Here is a 21817-nt window from a genome sequence, read left to right on the forward strand (position 1 = left end):
GGCCGGCTACCCGTCGTCGCCTTGGTAGGCCATCACCCCACCAACAAGCTGATAGGCCGCGGGCTCATCCTGCACCGCCGGAGCTTTCAACCCACCAAGATGCCCCAGTAGGTATTATCCGGTATTAGACCCCGTTTCCAGGGCTTGTCCCAGAGTGCAGGGCAGATTGCCCACGTGTTACTCACCCGTTCGCCACTAATCCACCCGAAGGCTTCATCGTTCGACTTGCATGTGTTAAGCACGCCGCCAGCGTTCGTCCTGAGCCAGGATCAAACTCTCCGTGAATGTCACCGGGATATCCCGGAACAACACGCAAGAGCGGCGCGACCGGGAGGAATAATCCCCGTCGCGCACAGCGTCCTCGCTGTGTTTTTGTTCTTCAAAGGAACCACGCCCCACGAACCACAATCGGTCCGCGAAGACGGGGTATCAACATATCTGGCGTTGACTTTTGGCACGCTGTTGAGTTCTCAAGGAACGGAAGCTTCCTTCAGACCGTTTCACCGGCCCTCCGGGCTTTCCCTTCGTGTTTCCAACCCTACCAGATCCGCTGTGCGTTTCCGGCCCATGATTGGATCGGGGTTTGTTTCCCGCCTTTCGGCGTGTCCACTACGTTAGCCCATTTCCTGGGCGACTCATAATCGAGTCCATCGAATTGGATTTTGGCGCACCAAAATACAGCCCGATGACCGGGAAGACGTAGGTAGTGGGTGGCCGCCCGGTGCGGTAGGGGCTGATGTGAACCATCCCCACCGTTTTGGCGGCTTGGACTACGTTACGCACGAGCGGCGACCGAGTCAAGCTCGGCCGCCGCTCAAACGTAGATTTCCAGCCGTGTCAAGCGAGTTCGACCGCTCCGAGGTTCTTCTTGCCCCGGCGCAGCACCAGCCAACGCCCGTGGATCAGATCGGAGTCGGCGGGAACCGCGTCCTCGCTGGTCACCTTGGTGTTGTTGAGGTACGCGCCGCCCTCCTTGATGGTGCGGCGGGCGGCGGACTTGCTCGGGACCAGCTCGATCAGGGCCAACAGGTCGGCCACCGGGGCCAGTTCACTGACCTGCGCCTTCGGGAGTTCGCTGAGCGCGGCGGCCAGGGTGGCCTCGTCCAGGTCGGCGAGTTCGCCCTGGCCGAAAAGCGCCTTGGAAGCGGCGATCACGGCGGCGCACTGGTCGGCGCCGTGCACCAGCGTCGTCAGCTCCTCGGCGAGGGCGCGCTGGGCCGCGCGGGCCTGCGGGCGTTCCTCGGTCGAGCGCTCCAGCTCCTCGATCTCCGCCCGCGAGGCGAAGCTGAAGATGCGCAGGAAGGTGGCGATGTCACGGTCGTCGGCGTTCAGCCAGAACTGGTAGAAGGCGTACGGCGTGGTCATCTCCGCGTCGAGCCAGATGGCGCCGCCCTCGGTCTTGCCGAACTTGGTGCCGTCCGCCTTGGTGATCAGCGGGGTGGCCAGCGCGTGCACCGAGGCGCCCTCGACGCGGTGGATGAGGTCGATGCCCGCCGTGAGGTTGCCCCACTGGTCGCTGCCGCCGGTCTGGAGCGTGCAGCCGTACCGCCGGTACAGCTCCAGGAAGTCCATGCCCTGGAGGATCTGGTAGCTGAACTCCGTGTAGCTGATGCCCTGGTCGGAGTTGAGGCGGCGGGCCACGGCCTCCTTGCTGATCATCTTGTTCACGCGGAAGTGCTTGCCGATGTCGCGCAGGAACTCGATGGCCGACAGGCCCGACGTCCAGTCCAGGTTGTTCACCATGGTCGCGGCGTTGGGCCCCTCGAAGGAGAGGTAGGGCTCGATCTGGGCGCGTACCCGCTCGACCCACTCCGCGACGACCTCGGGCGCGTTCAGCGTGCGCTCGGCCGACGGCTTGGGGTCGCCGATCAGACCGGTGGCGCCGCCGACCAGTCCGAGCGGGCGGTGGCCGGCGAGCTGGAGGCGGCGGATGGTCAGGATCTGGACCAGGTTGCCGAGGTGCAGGCTGGGCGCGGTCGGGTCGAAGCCGCAATAGACCGTGACAGGGCCGTCCGCGAACGCCTTGCGCAGTGCGTCCTCGTCAGTGGAAACGGCGATCAGCCCTCGCCACCGCAGCTCGTCGACGATGTCCGTCACGGGTCTCGTGTCTCCCTCTTGTGGGTGCTGGGGGTCGGATACGGCTTCGCGTACCCGGTGCGTGAAGCGTGTCCGAGGGTACGCGGTTCCGGCCAGTCGTTTATCGACGCTTGCGCGGGGCGTGGGCGCGATAGGGGCTGACGGTGGGGTCGCCGTCGATCCAGTAGCGCCAGGGGTGGTCGGCGCCCGCGCCGCCGACGCCGGTGCGCGGGCCGGTGCGGACCAGGGCCGGCGGGGGCGGGGTCCCGGTGAGGACGCGCAGCGGTCCGCCGGGGCCGCAGGCGTCGGCTCCGTTGAGCGAGCGGTCGACGGCCAGTGCGGTGGCGAGCCGGGCGGGGCCCTGGGCGAGGTCGCTGTCCTTGCGGGAGGTGGGGCGGTGGGCGCGGGCGAGGTCGGCGCCGGTGGTGATCTCGCCGCCGCGCAGCAGGACTCCGCTGGGGGTGCCTTCGGGGCCGCAGACCAGGTTGAGGCAGAACCACATGCCGTAGGTGAAGTAGACGTAGGTGTGTCCGGGCGGGCCGAACATCACGGCGTTGCGGTCGGTGCGGCCCCGGTAGGCGTGGGAGCCGGGGTCGTTGGGGCCGTCGTACGCCTCGACTTCGGTGAGGCGCAGGGTGACCGGTCCTTGGTCGGTGGTGCGGACCAGGGTGCGGCCGAGCAGGTCGGGGGCGATGTCCAGGACCGGCCGGTCGAAGAACGCCCGGTCGAGCAGGACCTGTTCGGGTGGCGTGATCACGGTTCAGGAGCGTAGTGGAACCGGACGGGGCGTCCCGGCGTTCGTAGAGTTCGCACAGCGTGAGCCAGTGGATGCGGTCAGGGAGAGTGCGTATGGGGTTCAGGAAGATGATGGCGAGTCTCGGGGCCGGCGGGGCGTCGGTGGAGACGGAGCTGCACCAGGCCGATGTGGTGCCCGGCGGGGTGGTCGAGGGTTCGGTGCGGGTGCAGGGCGGTTCGGTCGAGCAGCGGATACAGGGGCTGACGGTCGGGTTGCAGGCGCGCGTCGAGGTGGAGCGCAGGGACGCGCAGGGCAATGAGACGGAGTCCTTGCAGAACATCGAGTTCCATACGCAGCAGATCGCCGGCGAGTTCATGGTGCAGGCGGGGGCGGTGCACGATGTGCCGTTCTCGTTGGAGGTGCCGTGGGAGACGCCGGTGACGATGTTCATGGGGCGGCAGCTCACGGGGATGAACGTGGGGGTGACGACGGAGTTGCAGATCGCCCGCGCGGTGGACAAGGGGGATCTGGACCCGGTGAACGTCCACCCGCTGCCCGCGCAGGAGGCGCTGCTCGACGCGTTCGGGCGGCTGGGGTTCGCCTTCAAGAGCGCGGATCTGGAGAGGGGGACGATGCGGAACACGCGGCAGCGGCTGCCGTTCTACCAGGAGATCGAGTTCCGTACGCCGGAGCAGTACCGGGGGCTCAAGGAGGTCGAGCTGACGTTCGTCGCGGACGGCGAGGAGATGGATGTCGTCCTGGAGATGGACAAGAAGCCGGGGCTGTTCGGCGGCGGCAGTGACACGTACCGCTCCTTCACGATGAGCATGCACTCCTTCGCGGAGACGGACTGGGCGGCCTATCTGCACCAGTGGCTCGCCGAGGTGGGCGGCAAGCGGAACTGGTTCTGACCGGGGCCCTAGGCTCGGGGCGGAATCAATCGTGTGCGATCAGGAGGTGTCGAGGTGACCGAGCAAGCGCGACGGCCGCTCCCCCATGACTTCCACCCGCAGGTGCCGGAGTTCACCGTGGTGAGCGACGACGTGGAACCGGGCGGGGTACTCAAGGACGATCAGGTGTACGCGGCGGGCAATGTCTCGCCGCAGCTTCGGTGGGAGGGGTTCCCGGCCGGGACGAAGAGCTTCGCCGTCACGTGCTACGACCCGGACGCGCCGACCGGCAGCGGTTTCTGGCACTGGGTGCTGTTCGACATCCCCGCGTCGGTGACGGAGCTGCCGCGCAGTGCGGGTTCCAGTGCTTTCCCGGGGCTGCCCGCGGGCGCGACGCACGCGCGGAACGACTACGGGACGCGGGATTTCGGTGGCGCGGCGCCGCCGCCCGGTGACGGGTCGCACCGGTATGTGTTCACGGTCTACGCGGTGGACACCGAGAAGCTGGGCCCGGACGCGGACGCCTCGCCCGCGTTCGTCGGGTTCAATCTGCGCTTCCACACGCTGGGCAGGGCGCAGTTGATCGGTGAGTACGAGGTGCGGGCCGAAGGCTGAGCCGGTCGGTCTGTCGCGCTGAGCGCTCGGGATATTACGTTGCGCTCCGCCGTTCCCCGTCGCACAGTGGTGCGTGCCTGACGACGTGACCACCGTCCTCAGGCTGTCGGCACCGCGGTGGCGGGGGCGGCCGGGCGTCTGCGTCCGCCGTCTGCCGGAGTTCGGTCTGCGGGCCGGGCGTCCACGCCGACGGACGCGCTCCGGGTGCCTGTTCTACACGGGGGACGGCACCCGGAGCGCAGACCTTTCCCCGGGACGAGCCCCCGGCCGAGCCCGGAGGGACGCGGGGACGTGCCCCGGCGCGGAATCCGGGATGAACAGGACCTTTCCACCTGCCGATCTTCCGGTTGCGGCCGTGAAATTGCGTTGTCGGCGGCCGTGTCCCGGGGTCACAGTGGATCCACTTCGCCATGGGGGCGGGGCAGGGCCCGGGAGGTGGGCGGGATGCGTGAGACGCTGGTGCTGAATGCGAGCTTCGAGCCGCTGTCGACGGTGTCGCTGCGGCGTGCTGTCGTGCTGGTGATGCAGGACAAGGCCGTCGTGGAGCAGGCGCATCCCGGGCTGCGCATCCGTGCCGCCGCGGTGGAGGTTCCGGTGCCGCAGGTGATCAGGCTCTGCCGGTACGTGCGGGTGCCGTTCCGACAACGGGCCCCGTGGTCGCGGCGCGGTGTGCTGGTACGTGACCGGCACCGGTGCGCGTACTGCGGGCGCAGGGCCACCACGGTCGACCACGTACAGCCGAAGTCGCGCGGGGGCGGTGACACCTGGCTGAACACGGTGGCCGCGTGCGGCGAGGACAATCAGCGCAAGGCGGACCGTACTCCCGAGCAGGCGGGGATGCGGCTGCTGGTCCGGCCGTTCGAGCCGACGCCGGCGGACACGCTGCTGTTGGCGCTGGGGGTGCGGGACGGGTTCGGGCTGCCGGAGTGGCTGCCCGTTCCGGCGACGGCCTGAGCGCCCCTTCGCGTGCGGGGAATCGAGGTCGTGGGGCCGTGAGGTCCCGACGGGGCGGGGCCCTTCCCTTCGGGGAGGGGCCCTATTTCAGCAGGAGTTGGACGATCGCGGCGGTGCCGACGACGACGATGAGTCCGCGCAGGGCGGCGGGCGGGAGGCGGCGGCCGACGCGGGCGCCGATCAGGCCGCCGATGACGGCGCCGCCCGCGATGAGGCCGACGGCGGTCCAGTTCATGTGGGCGACGATGATGAAGAACAGGGCCGCCACGCCGTTGACGACGGCGGCGAGGACGTTCTTCATGCCGTTGACGCGTTGCAGGGACTCGTTGAGCACCAGGCCCATCAGGGAGAGGTACAGCACGCCCTGGGCGGCGCCGAAGTAGCCGCCGTACATGCTGGCGAGCAGCATGCCGACGACGAGGGCGGTGCCGCCGTGGGCGGGGGCCTGGGTGCCGGTACGGTCGCGGCGGGCCTGGACGGCGCGGGCCAGGCGGGGTTGCAGCACGACCAGGACGAGCGCGATGGCGATGAGGACGGGGACGATCGCCTTGAACGCCGTGGACGGCAGGGTCACGAGCAGGACGGCGCCGATGAGTCCGCCGACGAGGGCGACGGCGCCGAGCCGCAGCAGGCGCGGTCGCTGGCCCTGGAGTTCACCGCGGTAGCCGATGGCGCCGGTGATCGAACCGGGCACCAGGCCCAGTGAGTTGGACACGTTGGCCGTGACGGGCGGCAGTCCGACGGCGAGCAGGACGGGGAAGGTGATCAGCGTCCCCGAGCCGACGATGGTGTTGATGGTGCCCGCGCCGATTCCGGCCGCGAACACGGCGAGGGCTTCCGGCAGAGTCATGCGTCGTCTCCATGATCTTCGCGCGTCCTCCCCGCCGTCGAGGTCGAGGGGTGCGCGGCGATCATGTCATAGGGGGCTGCGGCGGGCTTCCGGGCCGGGGCGGTCCTCGTCAGTGCTGGTCAGTGCTGGTCAGCGCTGGTCAGTCCTTGTCGAAGGGCGGGGACTCGCGACGGGGGGCGGGCGCGGTGGCGGGCTCGCGTGAGCCGTTGCCGGGAGCGCCGGGGGCGCCCGGGAGGTTGACGATGCCGCCGAGGCCCTTGAGCGCGTCGTTCAGTTCGCTGGGGATGATCCACAGCTTGTTGGCGTCGCCCTCGGCTATCTTCGGCAGCATCTGGAGGTACTGGTAGGCGAGGAGCTTCTGGTCGGGGTCGCCCGCGTGGATCGACTCGAAGACCGTGCGGATCGCCTGGGCCTCACCTTCGGCGCGCAGCGCGGCGGCCTTGGCGTCACCTTCCGCGCGCAGGATCGAGGACTGCTTCTCGCCCTCCGCGGTGAGGATCTGGGACTGCCGGATGCCCTCCGCGGTGAGGATCGCGGCGCGCTTGTCACGGTCGGCGCGCATCTGCTTCTCCATCGAGTCCTGGATGGAGGTGGGCGGTTCGATCGCCTTCAGCTCGACGCGGTTGACGCGGATGCCCCACTTGCCGGTGGCCTCGTCCAGGACGCCGCGCAGTGCCGCGTTGATCTCCTCGCGGGAGGTCAGGGTCCGCTCCAGGTCCATGCCGCCGATGATGTTGCGGAGCGTGGTGACGGTGAGCTGCTCGATGGCCTGGATGTAGCTGGCGACCTCGTACGTCGCGGCGCGGGCGTCGGTCACCTGGTAGTAGATGACGGTGTCGATGTTGACCACCAGGTTGTCCTGGGTGATCACCGGCTGCGGCGGGAACGGCACGACCTGCTCGCGCAGGTCGATGCGGTTGCGGATGGTGTCGATGAACGGCACCACGATGTTGAGGCCGGCGCTGAGGGTCCGGGTGTAGCGGCCGAAGCGCTCGACGATGGCGGCGCTGGCCTGCGGAATCACCTGGACCGTCTTGATCAGCGCGATGAAGACGAGCACCACCAGGATGATCAGGACGATGATGATGGGCTGCATGTCCACTCCCCGCGCGGGTCGGCTGCGGGAGTACGACGTACTCCGGCATGATCAATTCTGGCAGAACGGCCGCCTGTCGCGGGCGGGTTCGGTGATTTCCCGGCCCTCGTCGGCGACGTTCGGATGTCGGGTGTTCGGATGTCGGGTGTTCGGATGTCGGGTGTTCAGGCGTCCGGAGGCCGGGTGTTCAGATGACGACGGCGGTCGCTCCGTCGATCTCCACCACGTCCACCTGCTGCCCCGGGTCGTAGACCCGGCCGTGCTCCAGGGCGCGGGCCGACCAGACCTCTCCGCCGAGTTTGATCCGTCCGTTGGCACCGCCGTCGACACGTTCCAGGACGACGGCCTGCTTGCCCTTGAGGGCGTCGACACCGCTGCGCTGTTCCGGGCGTTGCCGGTTGCGATACGCGATGGGCCGTACGAAGACCAGCAGCGCGACCGAGACGACGACGAAGACGATCACCTGGGCGACGATCCCGCCGCCCATTCCGGCCGTGACCGACCCGGCCACCGCTCCGACGGCGAACATCCCGAATTCGGGCATCGCCGTGATCACCAGCGGTATCCCGAGACCCACTGCCGCTATCAGCCACCACACCCATGCGTCCACGTCGCCAATCGTAGGCGTGCGGAGGGCAGTTGCGGCAGTACGCAATGGAAACCCGGACGAAAACCCTTCAGGACAGCGGCAGTCCGGCGGCCGTCCAGCGGTCGCCGCGGCGCTCGACGACCAGCGGGAGGCCGAAGCAGCGGGACAGGTTGCGGGAGGTGAGTTCGAGGTCGATCGGTCCCGCGGCGACGACCTTGCCCTGCTGGATCATCAGGACGTGGGTGAAGCCGGGGGCGATCTCCTCGACGTGGTGGGTGACCATGATCATCGAGGGGGCGATGGGGTCGCGGGCCAGCCGGCCGAGGCGGCGGACCAGGTCCTCGCGTCCGCCGAGGTCGAGACCGGCGGCGGGCTCGTCGAGCAGCAGCAGTTCGGGGTCGGTCATCATCGCGCGGGCGATCAGGGTGCGCTTGCGCTCGCCCTCGGACAGGGTGCCGAACTTGCGGCCGAGGTACTCGCTCATCCCGAGCCGGTCGAGGAACGCGCGGGCGCGGTCCTCGTCGACCTGCTCGTACCCCTCGTTCCAGGTGGCGGTCATGCCGTACGCGGCGGTGAGGACGGTCTCCAGGACCGTCTGCCTGCGCGGCATCTTCTCGGCCATGGCGGCGCCCGCCATGCCGATCCGTGGCCGGAGTTCGAACACGTCCACGTTGCCGAGCTTGTCGCCGAGGATCTGGACGGTGCCGGTGGTGGGGAAGAGATAGCTGGACGCGACATTGAGCAGGGTGGTCTTGCCCGCCCCGTTGGGTCCGAGGATGACCCAGCGTTCCCCCTCGGCGACCGACCACGACACGTGGTCCACCAGAGCCCGTCCGTCGCGGACCACGGATACGTCCACCAGCTCCAGCACATCGCTCATGAGCGCGTTGTCTCCCATTGCAGTCTCGGCTGTCTGCCGTGTGCGCGGGTAGGCACCGGCAGAAGGATCCCCCGGGGAAAACTTACGCCACCGCGCGACGGGTCCGTTCCATAGGCTGGGGGCATGCTTGATGAACCTCGCTCAGGGCGGCTGACCGCGTGGGGAAATGCCCTGCTTGCCGGACTTGCCGCCCCCGATGACGTCGCACAGGAGATCACGGCGGACGACGCCGTGCACCGGATCTCGGGGCTGCCGGGTGAGCATGTCCCGGTGGGGCTGACGCTGGGGCTCGGCAGGCTGCGCGCGCTGGGCGTGACGGGGCTGCGGCTCGCGCTGCCGGTGGCCGGGCATCCGCTGGGGCTGAGCGGGCCGCCGGAGTTCAACGCGCGGGCGCTGGCCGCGGGCGAGGCGGTGGTCACCGTCGGCGGCGCGGCGCTCGGTCTGGTGCCCGAGGTCCGCGAGGCGGGCCCGGCCGGCGATGTGCACGTCGAGGTCGAGTGGCGGTGCCTGCCGGTACGGGACGCGCCGCCCGCCGACGTACCGTCGCTGAGCGAGGCCGAGCGGGAGCTGGCCGAGGCGCTGCGGGACGCCACGAACGCGCTGGCGCGGCTGGACGTGGCGGGCGCGGGTCCGTCCGCGCACGCGGCGCTCGAGGCGTACCGGGCGCGCGCCGAGCGCGGCGGCGAGGTGCTCGCGCCGGGGTATCCGCCGCGCGCGGTACGGGTGCTGGCGCTGGCGCAGCGGGTCGCGGCGCTGGTGGCGATCGCCTCCGACGGGCACGGCGCGGCGGTGAGCGCCTCGCAGATCGCGGCGCGGGCGGAGCTGCTGCGGCCGGTGGAGCGTACGGCGCGCAGGGCGCAGGTGGCGGCGTACAACGCGTATGTCGAGGAGGCGGAGCGGCGCAGGACCTGACATCCCACGCGGGGCGCGGCACGGGACCTGACGTCCCCGCGCGGGGCGCGGCACGGGACCTGACGTCCCCGCGCGGGGCGCGGCGCGGGACCTGACATCCCACGGCGCGGCGGCGCGTGGGGAGGCCCCGCGGCTACGGGGAGGGATCCCGTGCCGCGGGGCCTTCGGCGAGGCGGGCCGGAAGTCCGCGTCGTCCGTGGTTACTTGTTGACGGCGACGTTGCCGAACGCCGGGTTCAGCAGGCCGATCACGTTCACCGAGTTGCCGCTGAGGTTGACCGGGATGTGCACCGGAACCTGCACCAGGTTGCCGGAGCCCACGCCCGGGGACTTCACGGCGGTGCCGCACGCGTCGGCGCCGCTGGCGGCGGAGGCCACACCGGTACCGGCGACGGCCAGGCCGCCCGCCACGAGGGTGACGGTCGCGGCCTTCTTGAGGTTCATCACTTCGAACTTCCTCTTTGCTGGGGGCACCTCCCAGCCGTGGCCGGGGGTGCACCGCGGCAATCCGCCGCGGTACGCCCTGCAGAACGGGTCACCGTGGATCAGGTTGCGCCGTTCGGACGACATACACCCGACAGTATGAATCTCACTCCGCCGAACGGATGCCCGCACGGACAGGTGGACGGTGGCCCGCACGGGCACGTGGTGGTCGGCCCGCACGGCCACGTGGTGGTCGGCCCGTACGGACAGGTGGACACGGTGGCGCCGCGAGCGGTCCCGTCAGTTCCCCACGCCGTTGCGCACCGCCCACAGCGCGGCCTGGGTGCGGTCGGCGAGGTCGAGCTTCATGAGGATGTTGGAGACGTGGGTCTTGACCGTCTTCTCGGAGAGCACCAGCGCGCGGGCGATCTCCCGGTTCGAGCGGCCGTCGGCGATCAGGCCGAGGACTTCGCGCTCCCGCTCGGTCAGCGCGTTGCCCCGGCCCTGGCCGGTGCCGCCCTGCTCCTGGGAGAGCAGCGCGCCCGCGACCTCGGGCTGGAGCAGGACGTGCCCGGCGTGCACGGAGCGGATGGCGTCGGCGAGCGCGACCGGGTCCACGTCCTTGTAGACGTATCCGGCGGCGCCCGCCCGCAGCGCGGGCACGACGGTGCGCTGTTCGGTGAAGCTGGTCACGATCAGCACCCGTGCCGGGTTCTCGGCGTCGCGCAGCAGTCGCAGCGCCTCGATGCCGTCGACACCGGGCATCTTGACGTCCATGAGGATCACGTCGGGCCGCAGTTCCTGGGCGCGGGCCACGCCTTCCTCGCCGTCGCCCGCCTCGCCGACCACCTCGATGTCGCCCTGCACCTCGAGGAAGGTGCGCAGCCCCCTGCGGACGACCTGGTGGTCGTCGACCAGCAGCACGCGGATGGTGTTCTCAGCCACCGGGCACCTCCATCTCGATGACGGTGCCCTTGCCGGGCTCCGATTGCACGGTGAGCCGGCCGCCGACGCCGCCGGCCCGGTCCCGCATGGAGACCAGTCCGAGGTGCCGTCCGGCCCGGCGGACCGCGGTGGGGTCGAAGCCGCGGCCGTCGTCGCGGATCCGCAGCAGCGCGCCCTTGCCGTGGCCTTCCAGGATGACGTCCACGGCGTCGGCGTGCGCGTGCCGCAGGGCGTTGTGCATCGCTTCCTGGGCGACCCGCAGCAGCGCCTCCTCCTGCGCGGCGGGCAGCGCCCGCACCCGGACGGCGTGGAAGGTGACGTCGGCGGAGTGGACGCGGTCCAGGACGTCGGCCTGGGTGCGCAGGGTGGCGACGAGGCCGTCCTCGTCCAGGGCGGCCGGGCGCAGTTCCACCACGACGGCGCGCAGTTCGTCGGCGGCCTCGGCGGCGAGCGCCGCGACCTGCTTCAGCTCGCCCTTGGCGCGCGCCGGGTCGCAGTCGACCAGCGCGGCGGCGGCCTGGGCGGTCAGCCGCAGCGAGAAGAGTTTCTGCGAGACGGCGTCGTGCAGTTCGTGCGCGATCCTGGCCCGCTCCCCCGCCAGCGTCAGCTCGCGGCTGCGCTCGTAGAGCCGGGCGTTGGTCAGGGCGATCGCGGCGTGGTCGGCGAGGATCCGCAGCAGGTCCTCGTCGTCCTCGGTGAAGCCGCAGGTGCCGTCGGCGCCGCGGGTCCCGCCGGGGCCGCACTTCTTGTTGGCGAGGAAGAGCGCGCCGAGGATCTCGTCGCCGTCGACCACCGGCATGCCGATGAAGTCGCGCATGTCGGGGTGGTGCTTGGGCCAGCCCTGGAAGTCCTCGAAGGTGCGGACGTCGGCGAGCCGCAGCGGGGTCGCCTCGTGCAGGATCGCGGCGAGGATGCCGTGCTGCCGGGGCAGCGGGCCGATGGCCTTCCACTCCTCGTCGCTGACGCCGTCGACCACGAACTGCGCGAAGCCGCCGTGGTCGTCGGGCACGCCCAGGGCCGCGTATTCGGCGTCGAGCAGCTCGCGGGCGGACGCGACGATCGTCTGGAGGACGTCGCGCACCTCCACCTGGCGGCTCATCGCCAGGACCGCGGCGCTGACCGCTTCGATTCCGCCTCGTGGCGGCCGGATGGGCATGTCTCCACCGTACCGGCGCCGGGTGACGGTCCGTATGCGCCGCCGGACCGACCGTCCTCGGTCGTGTGGCCTAGTTCCAAGTGACCGTGAGGCGTGCGGCGGCCGGCCGAGGCGTGTGCGGCCGGGGCGTTCCTACGGTGAGGGCACGAGGTGGTCCGGCGGACGGCCGGGCCCCGGTGCGGAGGGCTGGATCATGCCGGTAGCGATCATCACGGGAGCGTCGCGCGGACTGGGGCGGGCGCTGGCCGCCGAGCTGGCGGGGCGCGGCTGGGACCTCGTACTGGACGGGCGGAACGCGGACGCGCTGCGGTCGGCCGCGGCGGACCTGGAACGGTACGGCCCGGATCACGCCGGGGGCGCGGCGGTACGGCCACGGGTGCGGGCGGTGCCGGGCGACGTGACGGCGGCGGGGCACCGGGCGGAGCTGGTGGCGGCGGCGCGCGAGCTGGGCGGGGTGGATCTGCTGGTGAACAACGCGAGCGCGCTGGGCGCTGAGCCGCTGGTGCCGCTGGCCGAGCTGCCGGTGGCGGGGCTGCGGGAGGCGCTGGAGACGAATGTGACGGCGCCGTTCGCGCTGGTGCGGGAGGCGCTGCCGCTGCTGCGGGCGGCGGGCGGCGCGGTGCTGAACGTCAGCTCGGACGCGGCGGTGGAGGCGTATCCGACCTGGGGCGGGTACGGGGCGAGCAAGGCGGCGCTCGACCATTTGTCGGCGGTGCTGGCCGAGGAGGAGCCGGGGCTGCGGGTGTGGTGGGTGGACCCGGGCGATCTGCGGACCGGGCTGTACGCGGCGGCCGTGCCCGACGACGCGGACTTCGCCGCCCGGCCGCTGCCGGAGTCGGTGGTCCCGGCCTTCCTGCGGCTGCTCGACGAGGCCGCGCCCAGCGGGCGCTACACCGCCCCGGTGCTGCTGGAGGCGCGATGAGTGCGGTACGGGAGGGCGCGCAGGCGGCGCGGCCCGCGAAGGACTCCGGGCGGGGGTCCGCGAAGGACCCCTATATAAAGGGGACAGGAGCGGGCAATAAGGACATCGGGCGGGGCAGGGGCCCGGCCGGGGCTCCGCGGGCCGGGCTGGCGGGGCTGCGCGTCCCGGACTCGCTGCTCGCGACGGCCCCGGCCGCCCGCCGGGACACGGTACGGCTGCTGGTCGGCGAGCAGCGCACCGGCGCGGTCACCCACCACGGCTTCCGCGACCTGCCGAAGCTGCTGCGGGCCGGTGACGTCCTGGTGGTGAACACCTCGCGGACGCTGCCCGCGGCCGTGGACGGGCGGCTCGACGGACAGCCGGTGGTGGTGCACTGGTCCACCCGCCGGGACGACGGCCGCTGGGTGGTGGAGGTCCGCGACCCGGACGGGCACGGCTCGACGGTCCGCAGGGCCGGCGGCCCCGCGGGCGCGGTGGTCGAGTTGCGCGCCGGGGCCCGGCTGGTGCTGGAGGAGCCGCTCGACCCGGCCGGGGACCGGCTGTGGGTGGCCGCGCCCTCGCTGCCGGACCCGGTCGCGTACATGCGGCGGTACGGGCGGCCGATCCGGTACGGCTACACCGACCGGGACCAGCCGCTGGCGGCGTACCAGACGGTGTTCTCCGCCCGGTCGACGGACAGCCTCGGCTCCGCGGAGATGCCGAGCGCCGGGCGGCCCTTCACCACGGCGCTGGTGACGGAGCTGGTCTGCCGGGGCGTGCAGGTCGCGCCGATCACGCTGCACACCGGGGTGGCGTCGGTCGAGGCGCACGAGCCGCCGTACGCCGAGCCGTACACCGTGTCGGCGGCGACGGCCTGGCAGGTGAACGCGGCGCGCGCGGCGGGCGGCCGGGTGGTGGCGGTGGGGACGACGGCGGTACGGGCGCTGGAGTCGGTGGCGGACGAGCGCGGTGTGGTGCGGCCGGGCGGCGGCTGGACGGAGCTGGTGGTCACCCCGGAGCGCGGGGTGCGCGCGGTGGACGGGCTGCTGACCGGACTGCACGAGCCGGAGGCCACGCACCTGTTGATGCTGCGGGCGCTGTCGGGCGACCGGCTGCTGGAGCGGGTCTACGCCGAGGCGCTGCGCGGCGGTTACCTCTGGCACGAATTCGGCGACGTCAATCTCCTGCTGCCATAAACGTCACATAAAGCACCCCCTCCGTCACCTTGGGCGACGGAGGGGGCGACGACGTGTGAGGTGACCTATAGGACGTACGTCACATACTAAGTCGCTTAGTGGAAAGGGCGCCTCACGCCACTGTCCGGGGGAATACCGATTCCGATTTGTCCCTCGACCGTCTACGAAAGGAGTTCGTAGGAAGGCTCGTTGACCTCCGTTTTCCGACCCTCTAAGAATTCTCGGGTCCGCAAACGGAAGAGGTTAATTCCTATGCAGCTCCCCACGATCCCGAAGATCGGCCGGCTTACCAAGACCCACAAGATCACGGCGGCCGGCGCCGTCGCCGCGACCGCTGTCGTCCTGGCCGTCACCGGTCTCCAGGGGACCGGCGGGACTGCCTCCGCCGCGGTCGGTGACCCCACCGGCTTCCAGGTCTCCACCGGCGACCAGGTCAAGAGCATCGAAGCGCAGGCCGGCATCGCCTCGGAGCGCGCGATCACCGAGGCCGCGGCGAAGAAGAAGGCCGCGGACGAGGCGGCCAAGAAGAAGGCGGCCGACGAGGCCGCCGCGAAGAAGAAGGCCGCTGCCGACGCCGCGGCGCGGAAGAAGGCGGCAGCGGACGCCGCCGCCAAGAAGGCCGCCGCCGACGCGGCCGCCAAGAAGAAGGCCGCGGCCGACGCCGCCGCGCAGCGGGCCAAGGACACGGCCGCCGCGAACCGCTCCACGACGCGTACCGCCGTGCAGGCCGCCCCGCAGGCCAGCACCGCCGCCACGACCACGTACACCAACGACCTGGACGGCTGGATCAAGCAGTCGCTGGCGATCATGGCCCAGAAGGGCATCCCCGGCAGCTACGACGGCATCTACCGCAACATCATGCGCGAGTCGAGCGGCAACCCGCAGGCGATCAACCTGTACGACTCCAACGCCGCCGCCGGCATTCCGTCCAAGGGCCTGCTCCAGGTCATCGACCCGACCTTCCAGGCGTACCACGTCGACGGAACCTCGTGGGACATCTACGACCCGGTCGCGAACATCACCGCCGCCTGCAACTACGCCGCGGCGAACTACGGTTCCATGGACAACGTGAACTCCGCGTACTGATCCGCGCGTTCGGCTCCCACAGCCGCAGCGCGAAAGGGCGGCGGGACCTTTCGGTCCCGCCGCCCTTTCGGCGTATTCGGATTCGCTACTTCCGTTTCACTACTTCCGCATGACTTCCGGCTCGTGGCGGCGCAGCAGCCGCGAGACCACGACGCCGCACACGACGCCGAGCAGCACCAGGACGACCATGTCGATCGTCCACTGGCTCGCGGTGTGCTTCCACAGCGCGTCGGGGTTGCCCGGGTCCCACGGCATGATCACGTTGAGATTCGCCGTCGTGCCGAGCGCGGCCACCGCCCACCTGGCGGGCATCAGCCAGGCGAACTGCTCGATGCCGGGCGAGTCGTAGAGCTGGAAGAGCACGCCGGTGAACACCACCTGGACGATGGCGAACATGACCAGCAGCGGCATCGTCTTCTCCGCGGTCTTCACCAGCGAGGAGATGATCAGGCCGAACATCATCGAGGTGAAGCCGAGGCCGATGATGGCCAGGGTCATCTCGACCGCGGGCTGGCTCTTCATGATGACGCCCTCGGTGGGCATCGCGCGCGGCGCGAACCCGATGCCGCAGATGACGGCGCCCTGCACCGCGGTGATCAGGCCGAGCACGATGACCTTGGACATGAGATACGCCGAACGCGACAGGCCGGTGGCCCGTTCCCGTTCGTAGATGACCCGTTCCTTGATCAGCTCGCGGACGGAGTTGGCGGCGCCGGAGAAGCAGGCGCCCACCGCGAGGATCAGCAGGATCGTGCCCGCGTCCTTGTTGACGCCGTGCGCCTTGGCCGGTCCGGGGCCCAGGCCGCTGGCCGCCGGGATGACGATGCTGACCACACCGAGCACCGCGGGCAGGATGAACATCAGGGCGATGAAGCCCCGGTCGGAGGCGATCACCGACATGTAGCGGCGGATCAGGGTGACGAGCTGCGGCAGCCACGCCTGCGGCTTGGGCGGCCTGGCCACCTGGTGCGGGATGACCGGCGCCTGCTGCGGGGCCGCCTGGTCCAGGTCCGCGGCGTACATCTGGTAGTGCTGCGAGCCGTGCCAGCGGCCCGACCAGTCGTAGTCGCGGTAGTTCTCGAAGGCGGAGAAGACATCGGCCCAGGTTTCGTAGCCGAAGAAGTTCAGCGCCTCGTCCGGCGGGCCGAAGTAGGCGACCGAGCCACCGGGGGCCATCACCAGCAGCTTGTCGCAGAGCGCCAGTTCGGCGACGGAGTGGGTGACGACCAGTACCGTACGGCCGTCGTCGGCCAGGCCGCGCAGCAGCTTCATGACGTCGCGGTCCATGCCCGGGTCGAGGCCGGAGGTCGGCTCGTCCAGGAATATCAGCGAGGGTTTGGTGAGCAGTTCGAGGGCGACCGAGACGCGCTTGCGCTGGCCGCCGGAGAGCGAGGTGATGCGCTTGTCGGCGTGGATGTCGAGCTTCAGCTCGCGCAGTACCTCGTTGATCCGCGCCTCGCGCTCCGCGGACGCGGTGTCACCGGGGAAGCGGAGCTTGGCCGCGTACCGCAGTGCCGTCCTGACCTGGAGTTCCTTGTGCAGGATGTCGTCCTGCGGGACCAGGCCGATGCGCTGCCGCAGCTCGGCGAACTGCTTGTACAGATTGCGGTTGTCGTACAGCACCTCGCCCTGGTCGGCGGGGCGGTAGCCGGTGAGCGCGCGCAGCAGCGTGGACTTGCCGGAGCCGGACGGGCCGATCACGCCGATCAGTGACTTCTCCGGTACGCCGAAGGAGACGTCCTTGAGGATCTGCTTGGTCACCTTGCCGTGCGGCACGGTGACGGTCAGGCGGCGGGCGGAGAAGGAGACCTCGCCGGTGTCGACGAACTCCTCGAGGCGGTCGCCGACCAGCCGGAAGGTGGAGTGGCCGACGCCGACGATGTCGTTGGGGCCGAGCAGATGGCGCTGGATCGGCTGGCCGTTGACGTACGTGCCGTTGTGGCTGCCGAGGTCGACGATCTCGTAGCGGCCGTCGGGGTGCGCGCGGAACTCCGCGTGGTACCGGGAGACCTGGAGGTCGGAGACGACCAGTTCGTTCTCCAGCGCGCGGCCGATCTTCATGACCCGGCCGAGGGCGAGCTGGTGGAAGGTGGTGGGGCTGCGGACGCCCTGCGGGTGTCCGCCCGCGGGCTGCTGGGGCTGCGCGCGCGGGGCGGGCGGCTGCTGGACCGGCGGCTGACCCCAGCCGCCCTGGCCGCCCTGGCCCTGCTGGGGAGGCTGCGGCTGCCGCGCGTACTGCTGCGGCGGCACCTGCGCGGGCGGCTGTCCCCAGCCGCCGGGCTGCTGCTGACGCGGCGGGGCGGCGGGCGCCTGCGCGTGCATCTGCGCCTGCGGCTGGGCCTGGGCGGGCGGCTGGACGTGCTGCGGGGCCGGGGCCTGCGGGGCCCCGGCCTGTCCGACGGGTGCCGCGGCCCGCGCCTGCGGGTAGCGCTGCTGCGGCGTCGCGTGCGCGGTCTCCGCGCTGTACACATCGGCGCCGGCCTGCGCGCCCGCGGTGAAGTTCAGCCGGGGTCCGTCCGTGGCGTTGCCGAGGTGGACGGTCGAACCGGCCCCCACCTCGGTCTGCTGGACCCGCTGCCCCTGTACATAGGTGCCGTTGGTGCTGCCGAGGTCCTCGATCACCCAACCGCGTTCCGCACGGCGGATGGTGGCGTGCCGCCACGACACCCTGGCGTCGTCGAGTACCAGATCCCCCGACGGATCGCGCCCCAGGCTGTACGAGCGGGACGCGTCCAGCGTCCAGGTCCGTCCGTTCAATTCGAGTACGAGTTCAGGCACCCCAAGCCCCATGTGTTGTCCCCCGAGTAGTCCCCCATGGGGGGAGTCTAGAGATAGCGAAGTTCGGGAGGAACTATTGCAGGCTCCTGTCTCGTAACAGAAAACAAGCCCGATGTACGTGTTCCGCAACGGACGTTGACGCGGCACCCGTCCGCGCCCGAGAGTGGGGCGCATTGGGTGCATGGGGGGACGAACGGCCTCGGGGGTCGGGATGAGTGCACGGACCACGCCCTGGACGAGCGTCATGCTCGCCGCTGTGGCGTCGGTGAGTTGGGCGTTCCTGGCGATGGCGGGCACCGCCGCTCTCGCCTTACATCTATTGGGCGCGGACACCGCCGGATCACTGGGGCCGATGACGGCAGCCGTGGTCGCGATGGCGGTGGGCGGCAAGGTGCGGCCGGGCGGTGACGTCGGCGCGTTCGGACTGAGCGGATCGCAGACCCAGGGCGCGATCGGTATCGCGCCGCTGGGTGTGGCACTCGTCGGCGCGCTGCTGCTGTCGTGGGTGTTCCTGCGCTCGCTGCGCAGGGCCGGTCCGACGGTCGGTGTCGGCGAACTGGCGGCGCGGGTCGTGACGACCGCCGTGCTGTTCCTGGCGGTCCTCGGCGGTCTCGCCTGGGCGGGGCAGGACACGGTGGCCATCGACGGCGCCGCGCTCGGCCCGTCCAAGGGCACCACGGACGACCTGCTGAGCAAGCTGCCCGGCGTGGGCAAGATCAGCGGCGGCCTCACCGACGGGTTGCAGGGGCTGATCCAGACCAAGGCGTCGATCACCTTCGAGGTCGCCACCGGGCGGACCCTGGCGGGCGGCCTGGTGTGGGTGCTCGGCGTGCTGCTGATCGCGCTGCTCGCCTCGCGCAGGACACCGCTGCCGGCCGGATGGGAGGGCGTGCACCGCGCGGTGCGGCCCGCCGTGTCCGCGCTGACCGTCGTCATGGTGGTCGCGGTGCTCGCGGGTGACGCGGCGGCCTGTTACGCGGCGCTGACCGGCGACGAGCCGGGCCGGATCATGGGCGCGGCGCTGCTCGGCGCGCCCAACGGCGTATGGCTCGCGGTACCGCTCGGCCTGTTCGTGCCGTGGAAGGGGCAGGCGTCGGGGCCGCTGACGTCGTTCCTGCCCGATCCCGTCGACAAGCTGCTGGCGGGCGGGTCCGGCAAGACGATCACACCGGGCGCGCTGGCCGAACTCGACAGCCGGGTCTGGCTGCTGCCGGTCGCCATCGCGGTGATGATGCTGCTCGCGGGCGCGCTCACCGCCACCCGCACTCCGCTCGACGGTGCCGCCAAGGGCGGTTTCGTCGCACGGTGCGCGGTGCGGCTCGGCCTGGTCACGGCCGTGGCGCTGCCGCTGCTGTCGCATCTGAGCAAGGTGAAGGTCAACGCGAATCTGTCGGTCTTCGGCTTCGACGCCGTCGGCGCCGGGGTCGACCTGCACGGCAGCCTCCCGCTGGGACTGCTGCTCGGCGCCGTCTGGGGCGCGGGCATGGGCGCGGTGGGCGCGCTGCTCGCGCTGGCCACCGGGGCGGCGGGACAGCAGGTCGCGGCGCTGGCCCGGCCGGGCGGGGGCGCGCTTCCCGATACGGGGGACGGCGCCTACGACAGCGGCGGTCCGGCGCCGGGCGCCGAGGAGGGCGTGCACGTGTCCGGCTCCGCCGGGGGCGACGACGCGGGCCGTACGTATCCGGAGCTGGCCTATCGGGCGGGACCGTATCTGCCGAGCCCGGTCTACCGTCCGGAGGACGGTGAGGAGCCCAACCCGTACGCCGGGGGCGGCGGCGAGCCCAATCCCTACGCGGGGGGCGGTGCCGAGACCAATCCTTACGCGGGGGGTGGCGGCGAGCCCAATCCTTACGCCGGGCCGCGGCCCGGTGACGAGCCGAATCCGTACAAGGCCCCGCAGGCTGGCGGGGTGGACGCCGCGCCGACCATCGCGGGGCCGCCGCCGCCCGGTTTCCGTCGGCCGCGAGGCGGCTCCGGCGGGGCCGGGGCTTCGGGTCGGGCCGGGGCTTCGGGCCGGCCGGAGGAGAAGTGGCCGGAGCCGCCGCCTCCCCCGCCGCCTGCCGCGCCGCGCGGGCCCCGCTGAGCCGGCGTCCGCCGGGGGTGCGGGGATCTGCGGGGCCCCGCACCCCTCGGGCTCACGGCCCGACAGCGAACATCGTCTGCCCCATGAGGGCGGTGTTCACAGCTCGCCACCGCGAGCGCTGGTCGCGCAGTTCCCCGCGCCCCTGAAAAACCTGGTCCCGCGCAGCCGCACCGCGCCGCACCTCCGATCCTGAAGGCGAGCCCCGCGCCCCCCTGAAAAACCTGGTCCCGCGCAGCCGCACCGCGCCGCATCTCCGCTCCTGAAGGCGAGGCCCGCGGTCTTGGGGGCGGTCCGCCAACCGAGACGGCCGATCATCGGGCCGGGCGGGGCGGCTACGGTGGGAGCACCATGAACGACGTCTCGCAGACCGCGCCTGTCGCCGCCGTTCCGCCGGCGGACGCGCCCACCATTCTGGTCAAGATCTTCGGCAAGGACCGTCCCGGCATCACCGCGGGGCTCTTCGACACGCTCGCCGCCTTCCGGGTGGACGTGGTGGACATCGAGCAGGTCGTCACGCGGGGCCGGATAGTGCTGTGCGCCCTGGTGACGGCGCCCTCCCCCGGCCTCGAAGGCGAACTGCGCTCCACCGTGCACAGTTGGGCCGAGTCCATCGGCATGGAGGCGGAGATCATCTCCGGCACCGGCGACAACAGGCCGCGCGGCGAGGGCCGTTCGCATGTCACCGTGCTCGGCCGCCCGCTGACCGCCGAGTCGACCGCGGCCACCGCCGCCCTGATCACCAACGCGGGCGGCAACATCGACCGCATCTTCCGGCTGGCCAAGTACCCGGTGACAGCGGTGGAGTTCGCCGTCTCCGGCGCCGAGCCCGGTGTGCTGCGCTCGGTGCTCTCGGTCGAGGCGGCGGCCCTCGGCATCGACGTGGCCGTGGTCCCCGCCGGTCTCCAGCGCAGGGCGCAGCGGCTGGTCGTGATGGACGTGGACTCCACCGTCATCCAGGACGAGGTGATCGAGCTCTTCGCCGCGCACGCGGGCTGCGAGGCCGAGGTCGCCGCGGTGACGGCCGCCGCGATGCGCGGCGAGCTGGACTTCGAACAGTCGCTGCACGCGCGGGTGGCGCTGCTGGCCGGTCTCGACGCGTCCGTGGTCGACAAGGTCCGCTCCGAGGTGCGGCTCACGCCCGGCGCGCGCACCCTGATCCGTACGCTCAAGCGGCTCGGCTACCAGGTCGGCGTGGTCTCCGGCGGCTTCACCCAGGTCACCGACGACCTGAAGGTGCGGCTCGGCCTGGACTTCGCGGCGGCCAACACCCTCGAAGTGGTGGACGGCCGCTTCACCGGCAAGGTCGTCGGCCCGATCGTGGACCGGGCGGGCAAGGCGCGCCTGCTGCGCAGCTTCGCCGAGCAGGCCGGGGTGCCGCTCAGCCAGACCGTCGCGATCGGCGACGGCGCGAACGACCTGGACATGCTGAACGCGGCCGGGCTCGGCGTCGCCTTCAACGCCAAGCCCGTCGTACGCCAGGCGGCCGACACCGCCGTGACCGTACCTTTCCTCGACACCGTGCTGTATCTGCTGGGCATCACCCGCGAGGAGATCGAGGCCGCCGACGCGCTGGACGGCGTACCGACGCTCTGACCGCGACAATTCCCGCGCCGGGCCGGGCGCCGATACGTATCCGTACGCACGCGCACCGG

Annotated in this window: 19 protein-coding genes and 1 rRNA gene; 9 read left to right on the forward strand and 11 right to left on the reverse strand. The window is 71.3% G+C overall.

Annotated elements, in window-relative coordinates; all coding sequences use genetic code 11:
- From ACFY9V_RS05090 to ACFY9V_RS05100, 3 genes are all read right to left on the reverse strand, one after another.
- Positions 1-285, reverse strand: a 16S ribosomal RNA gene (locus ACFY9V_RS05090); the annotation flags it as partial.
- Between the two features lie 552 nt (positions 286-837).
- Positions 838-2097, reverse strand: coding sequence for a tyrosine--tRNA ligase (tyrS, locus tag ACFY9V_RS05095; RefSeq protein ID WP_355333623.1), 1260 nt, complete (start codon positions 2095-2097; stop codon positions 838-840).
- Positions 2098-2197: 100 nt separating this feature from the next.
- Positions 2198-2833, reverse strand: a complete 636-nt coding sequence (locus tag ACFY9V_RS05100) for a DNA-3-methyladenine glycosylase (RefSeq protein ID WP_391159611.1) — start codon at positions 2831-2833, stop codon at positions 2198-2200.
- A gap of 92 nt (positions 2834-2925) precedes the next feature.
- Between ACFY9V_RS05100 and ACFY9V_RS05105 the strand changes: the two genes are divergently transcribed.
- The 3 genes from ACFY9V_RS05105 to ACFY9V_RS05115 all read left to right on the forward strand — a co-directional run bounded on the left by ACFY9V_RS05105 (position 2926) and on the right by ACFY9V_RS05115 (position 5271).
- On the forward strand, positions 2926-3723 hold the full coding sequence (locus tag ACFY9V_RS05105) for a sporulation protein (RefSeq protein ID WP_391159613.1): 798 nt from the start codon (positions 2926-2928) through the stop codon (positions 3721-3723).
- A 54-nt stretch (positions 3724-3777) separates the two neighbouring features.
- Complete coding sequence (locus ACFY9V_RS05110; RefSeq protein ID WP_391159614.1) at positions 3778-4317, forward strand: YbhB/YbcL family Raf kinase inhibitor-like protein; 540 nt, start codon at positions 3778-3780, stop codon at positions 4315-4317.
- A gap of 444 nt (positions 4318-4761) precedes the next feature.
- A complete protein-coding gene (locus ACFY9V_RS05115) occupies positions 4762-5271 on the forward strand; it encodes an HNH endonuclease (protein WP_391044238.1) in 510 nt (169 codons plus the stop codon).
- A gap of 82 nt (positions 5272-5353) precedes the next feature.
- Here the strand turns inward: ACFY9V_RS05115 and ACFY9V_RS05120 are convergent, their stop codons facing one another.
- The 4 genes from ACFY9V_RS05120 to ACFY9V_RS05135 form a co-directional block, all read right to left on the reverse strand.
- On the reverse strand, positions 5354-6121 hold the full coding sequence (locus ACFY9V_RS05120) for a sulfite exporter TauE/SafE family protein (RefSeq protein WP_355333633.1): 768 nt from the start codon (positions 6119-6121) through the stop codon (positions 5354-5356).
- 139 nt (positions 6122-6260) lie between these two features.
- A complete protein-coding gene (locus tag ACFY9V_RS05125; protein ID WP_355333636.1) occupies positions 6261-7217 on the reverse strand; it encodes an SPFH domain-containing protein in 957 nt (318 codons plus the stop codon).
- Between the two features lie 187 nt (positions 7218-7404).
- The gene (locus ACFY9V_RS05130) at positions 7405-7836 is read right to left on the reverse strand and encodes an NfeD family protein (RefSeq protein ID WP_317452506.1); all 432 of its coding nucleotides are present in this window, start codon (positions 7834-7836) and stop codon (positions 7405-7407) included.
- Positions 7837-7894: 58 nt separating this feature from the next.
- Positions 7895-8686 carry an ABC transporter ATP-binding protein gene (locus tag ACFY9V_RS05135; protein ID WP_355333638.1) on the reverse strand — a complete coding sequence of 264 codons (792 nt, stop codon included), beginning with the start codon at positions 8684-8686 and terminating at the stop codon, positions 7895-7897.
- A gap of 123 nt (positions 8687-8809) precedes the next feature.
- Between ACFY9V_RS05135 and ACFY9V_RS05140 the strand changes: the two genes are divergently transcribed.
- Complete coding sequence (locus tag ACFY9V_RS05140) at positions 8810-9598, forward strand: hypothetical protein (protein ID WP_355333641.1); 789 nt, start codon at positions 8810-8812, stop codon at positions 9596-9598.
- Between the two features lie 200 nt (positions 9599-9798).
- Here the strand turns inward: ACFY9V_RS05140 and ACFY9V_RS05145 are convergent, their stop codons facing one another.
- The 3 genes from ACFY9V_RS05145 to ACFY9V_RS05155 form a co-directional block, all read right to left on the reverse strand.
- Positions 9799-10044, reverse strand: coding sequence for a chaplin (locus tag ACFY9V_RS05145; RefSeq protein WP_188279867.1), 246 nt, complete (start codon positions 10042-10044; stop codon positions 9799-9801).
- Positions 10045-10320: 276 nt separating this feature from the next.
- Positions 10321-10965: a response regulator transcription factor gene (locus ACFY9V_RS05150; protein ID WP_093714340.1), complete on the reverse strand. Its 645-nt coding sequence runs from the start codon at positions 10963-10965 to the stop codon at positions 10321-10323.
- A complete protein-coding gene (locus ACFY9V_RS05155) occupies positions 10958-12121 on the reverse strand; it encodes a GAF domain-containing sensor histidine kinase (protein WP_355333645.1) in 1164 nt (387 codons plus the stop codon). The genes ACFY9V_RS05150 and ACFY9V_RS05155 overlap by 8 nt, the downstream gene beginning before the upstream one ends.
- 193 nt (positions 12122-12314) lie before the next feature.
- Here ACFY9V_RS05155 and ACFY9V_RS05160 point away from each other — a divergent pair, with 193 nt between their 5' ends.
- From ACFY9V_RS05160 to ACFY9V_RS05170, 3 genes are all read left to right on the forward strand, one after another.
- Positions 12315-13043, forward strand: coding sequence for an SDR family NAD(P)-dependent oxidoreductase (locus ACFY9V_RS05160; protein ID WP_391124676.1), 729 nt, complete (start codon positions 12315-12317; stop codon positions 13041-13043).
- Positions 13040-14218: an S-adenosylmethionine:tRNA ribosyltransferase-isomerase gene (locus ACFY9V_RS05165; RefSeq protein ID WP_391159617.1), complete on the forward strand. Its 1179-nt coding sequence runs from the start codon at positions 13040-13042 to the stop codon at positions 14216-14218. The genes ACFY9V_RS05160 and ACFY9V_RS05165 overlap by 4 nt, the downstream gene beginning before the upstream one ends.
- A gap of 252 nt (positions 14219-14470) precedes the next feature.
- Positions 14471-15304, forward strand: a complete 834-nt coding sequence (locus ACFY9V_RS05170) for a lytic transglycosylase (protein ID WP_355333654.1) — start codon at positions 14471-14473, stop codon at positions 15302-15304.
- Positions 15305-15403: 99 nt separating this feature from the next.
- Here ACFY9V_RS05170 and ACFY9V_RS05175 read toward each other — a convergent pair whose 3' ends face one another.
- The gene (locus tag ACFY9V_RS05175) at positions 15404-18094 is read right to left on the reverse strand and encodes an FHA domain-containing protein (RefSeq protein ID WP_391159619.1); all 2691 of its coding nucleotides are present in this window, start codon (positions 18092-18094) and stop codon (positions 15404-15406) included.
- 199 nt (positions 18095-18293) lie between these two features.
- On the opposite strand from ACFY9V_RS05175, the gene ACFY9V_RS05180 reads away from it, so the two are divergent.
- Both ACFY9V_RS05180 and serB read left to right on the forward strand, forming a co-directional pair.
- Complete coding sequence (locus ACFY9V_RS05180) at positions 18294-20165, forward strand: streptophobe family protein (RefSeq protein WP_391159620.1); 1872 nt, start codon at positions 18294-18296, stop codon at positions 20163-20165.
- A 348-nt stretch (positions 20166-20513) separates the two neighbouring features.
- The gene (gene serB / locus ACFY9V_RS05185) at positions 20514-21758 is read left to right on the forward strand and encodes a phosphoserine phosphatase SerB (protein WP_355333662.1); all 1245 of its coding nucleotides are present in this window, start codon (positions 20514-20516) and stop codon (positions 21756-21758) included.
- Positions 21759-21817: the final 59 nt, after the last annotated feature.

The sequence above is a fragment of the Streptomyces sp. NPDC008317 genome (assembly GCF_042955955.1).
Taxonomy (GTDB): Bacteria; Actinomycetota; Actinomycetes; order Streptomycetales; family Streptomycetaceae; genus Actinacidiphila.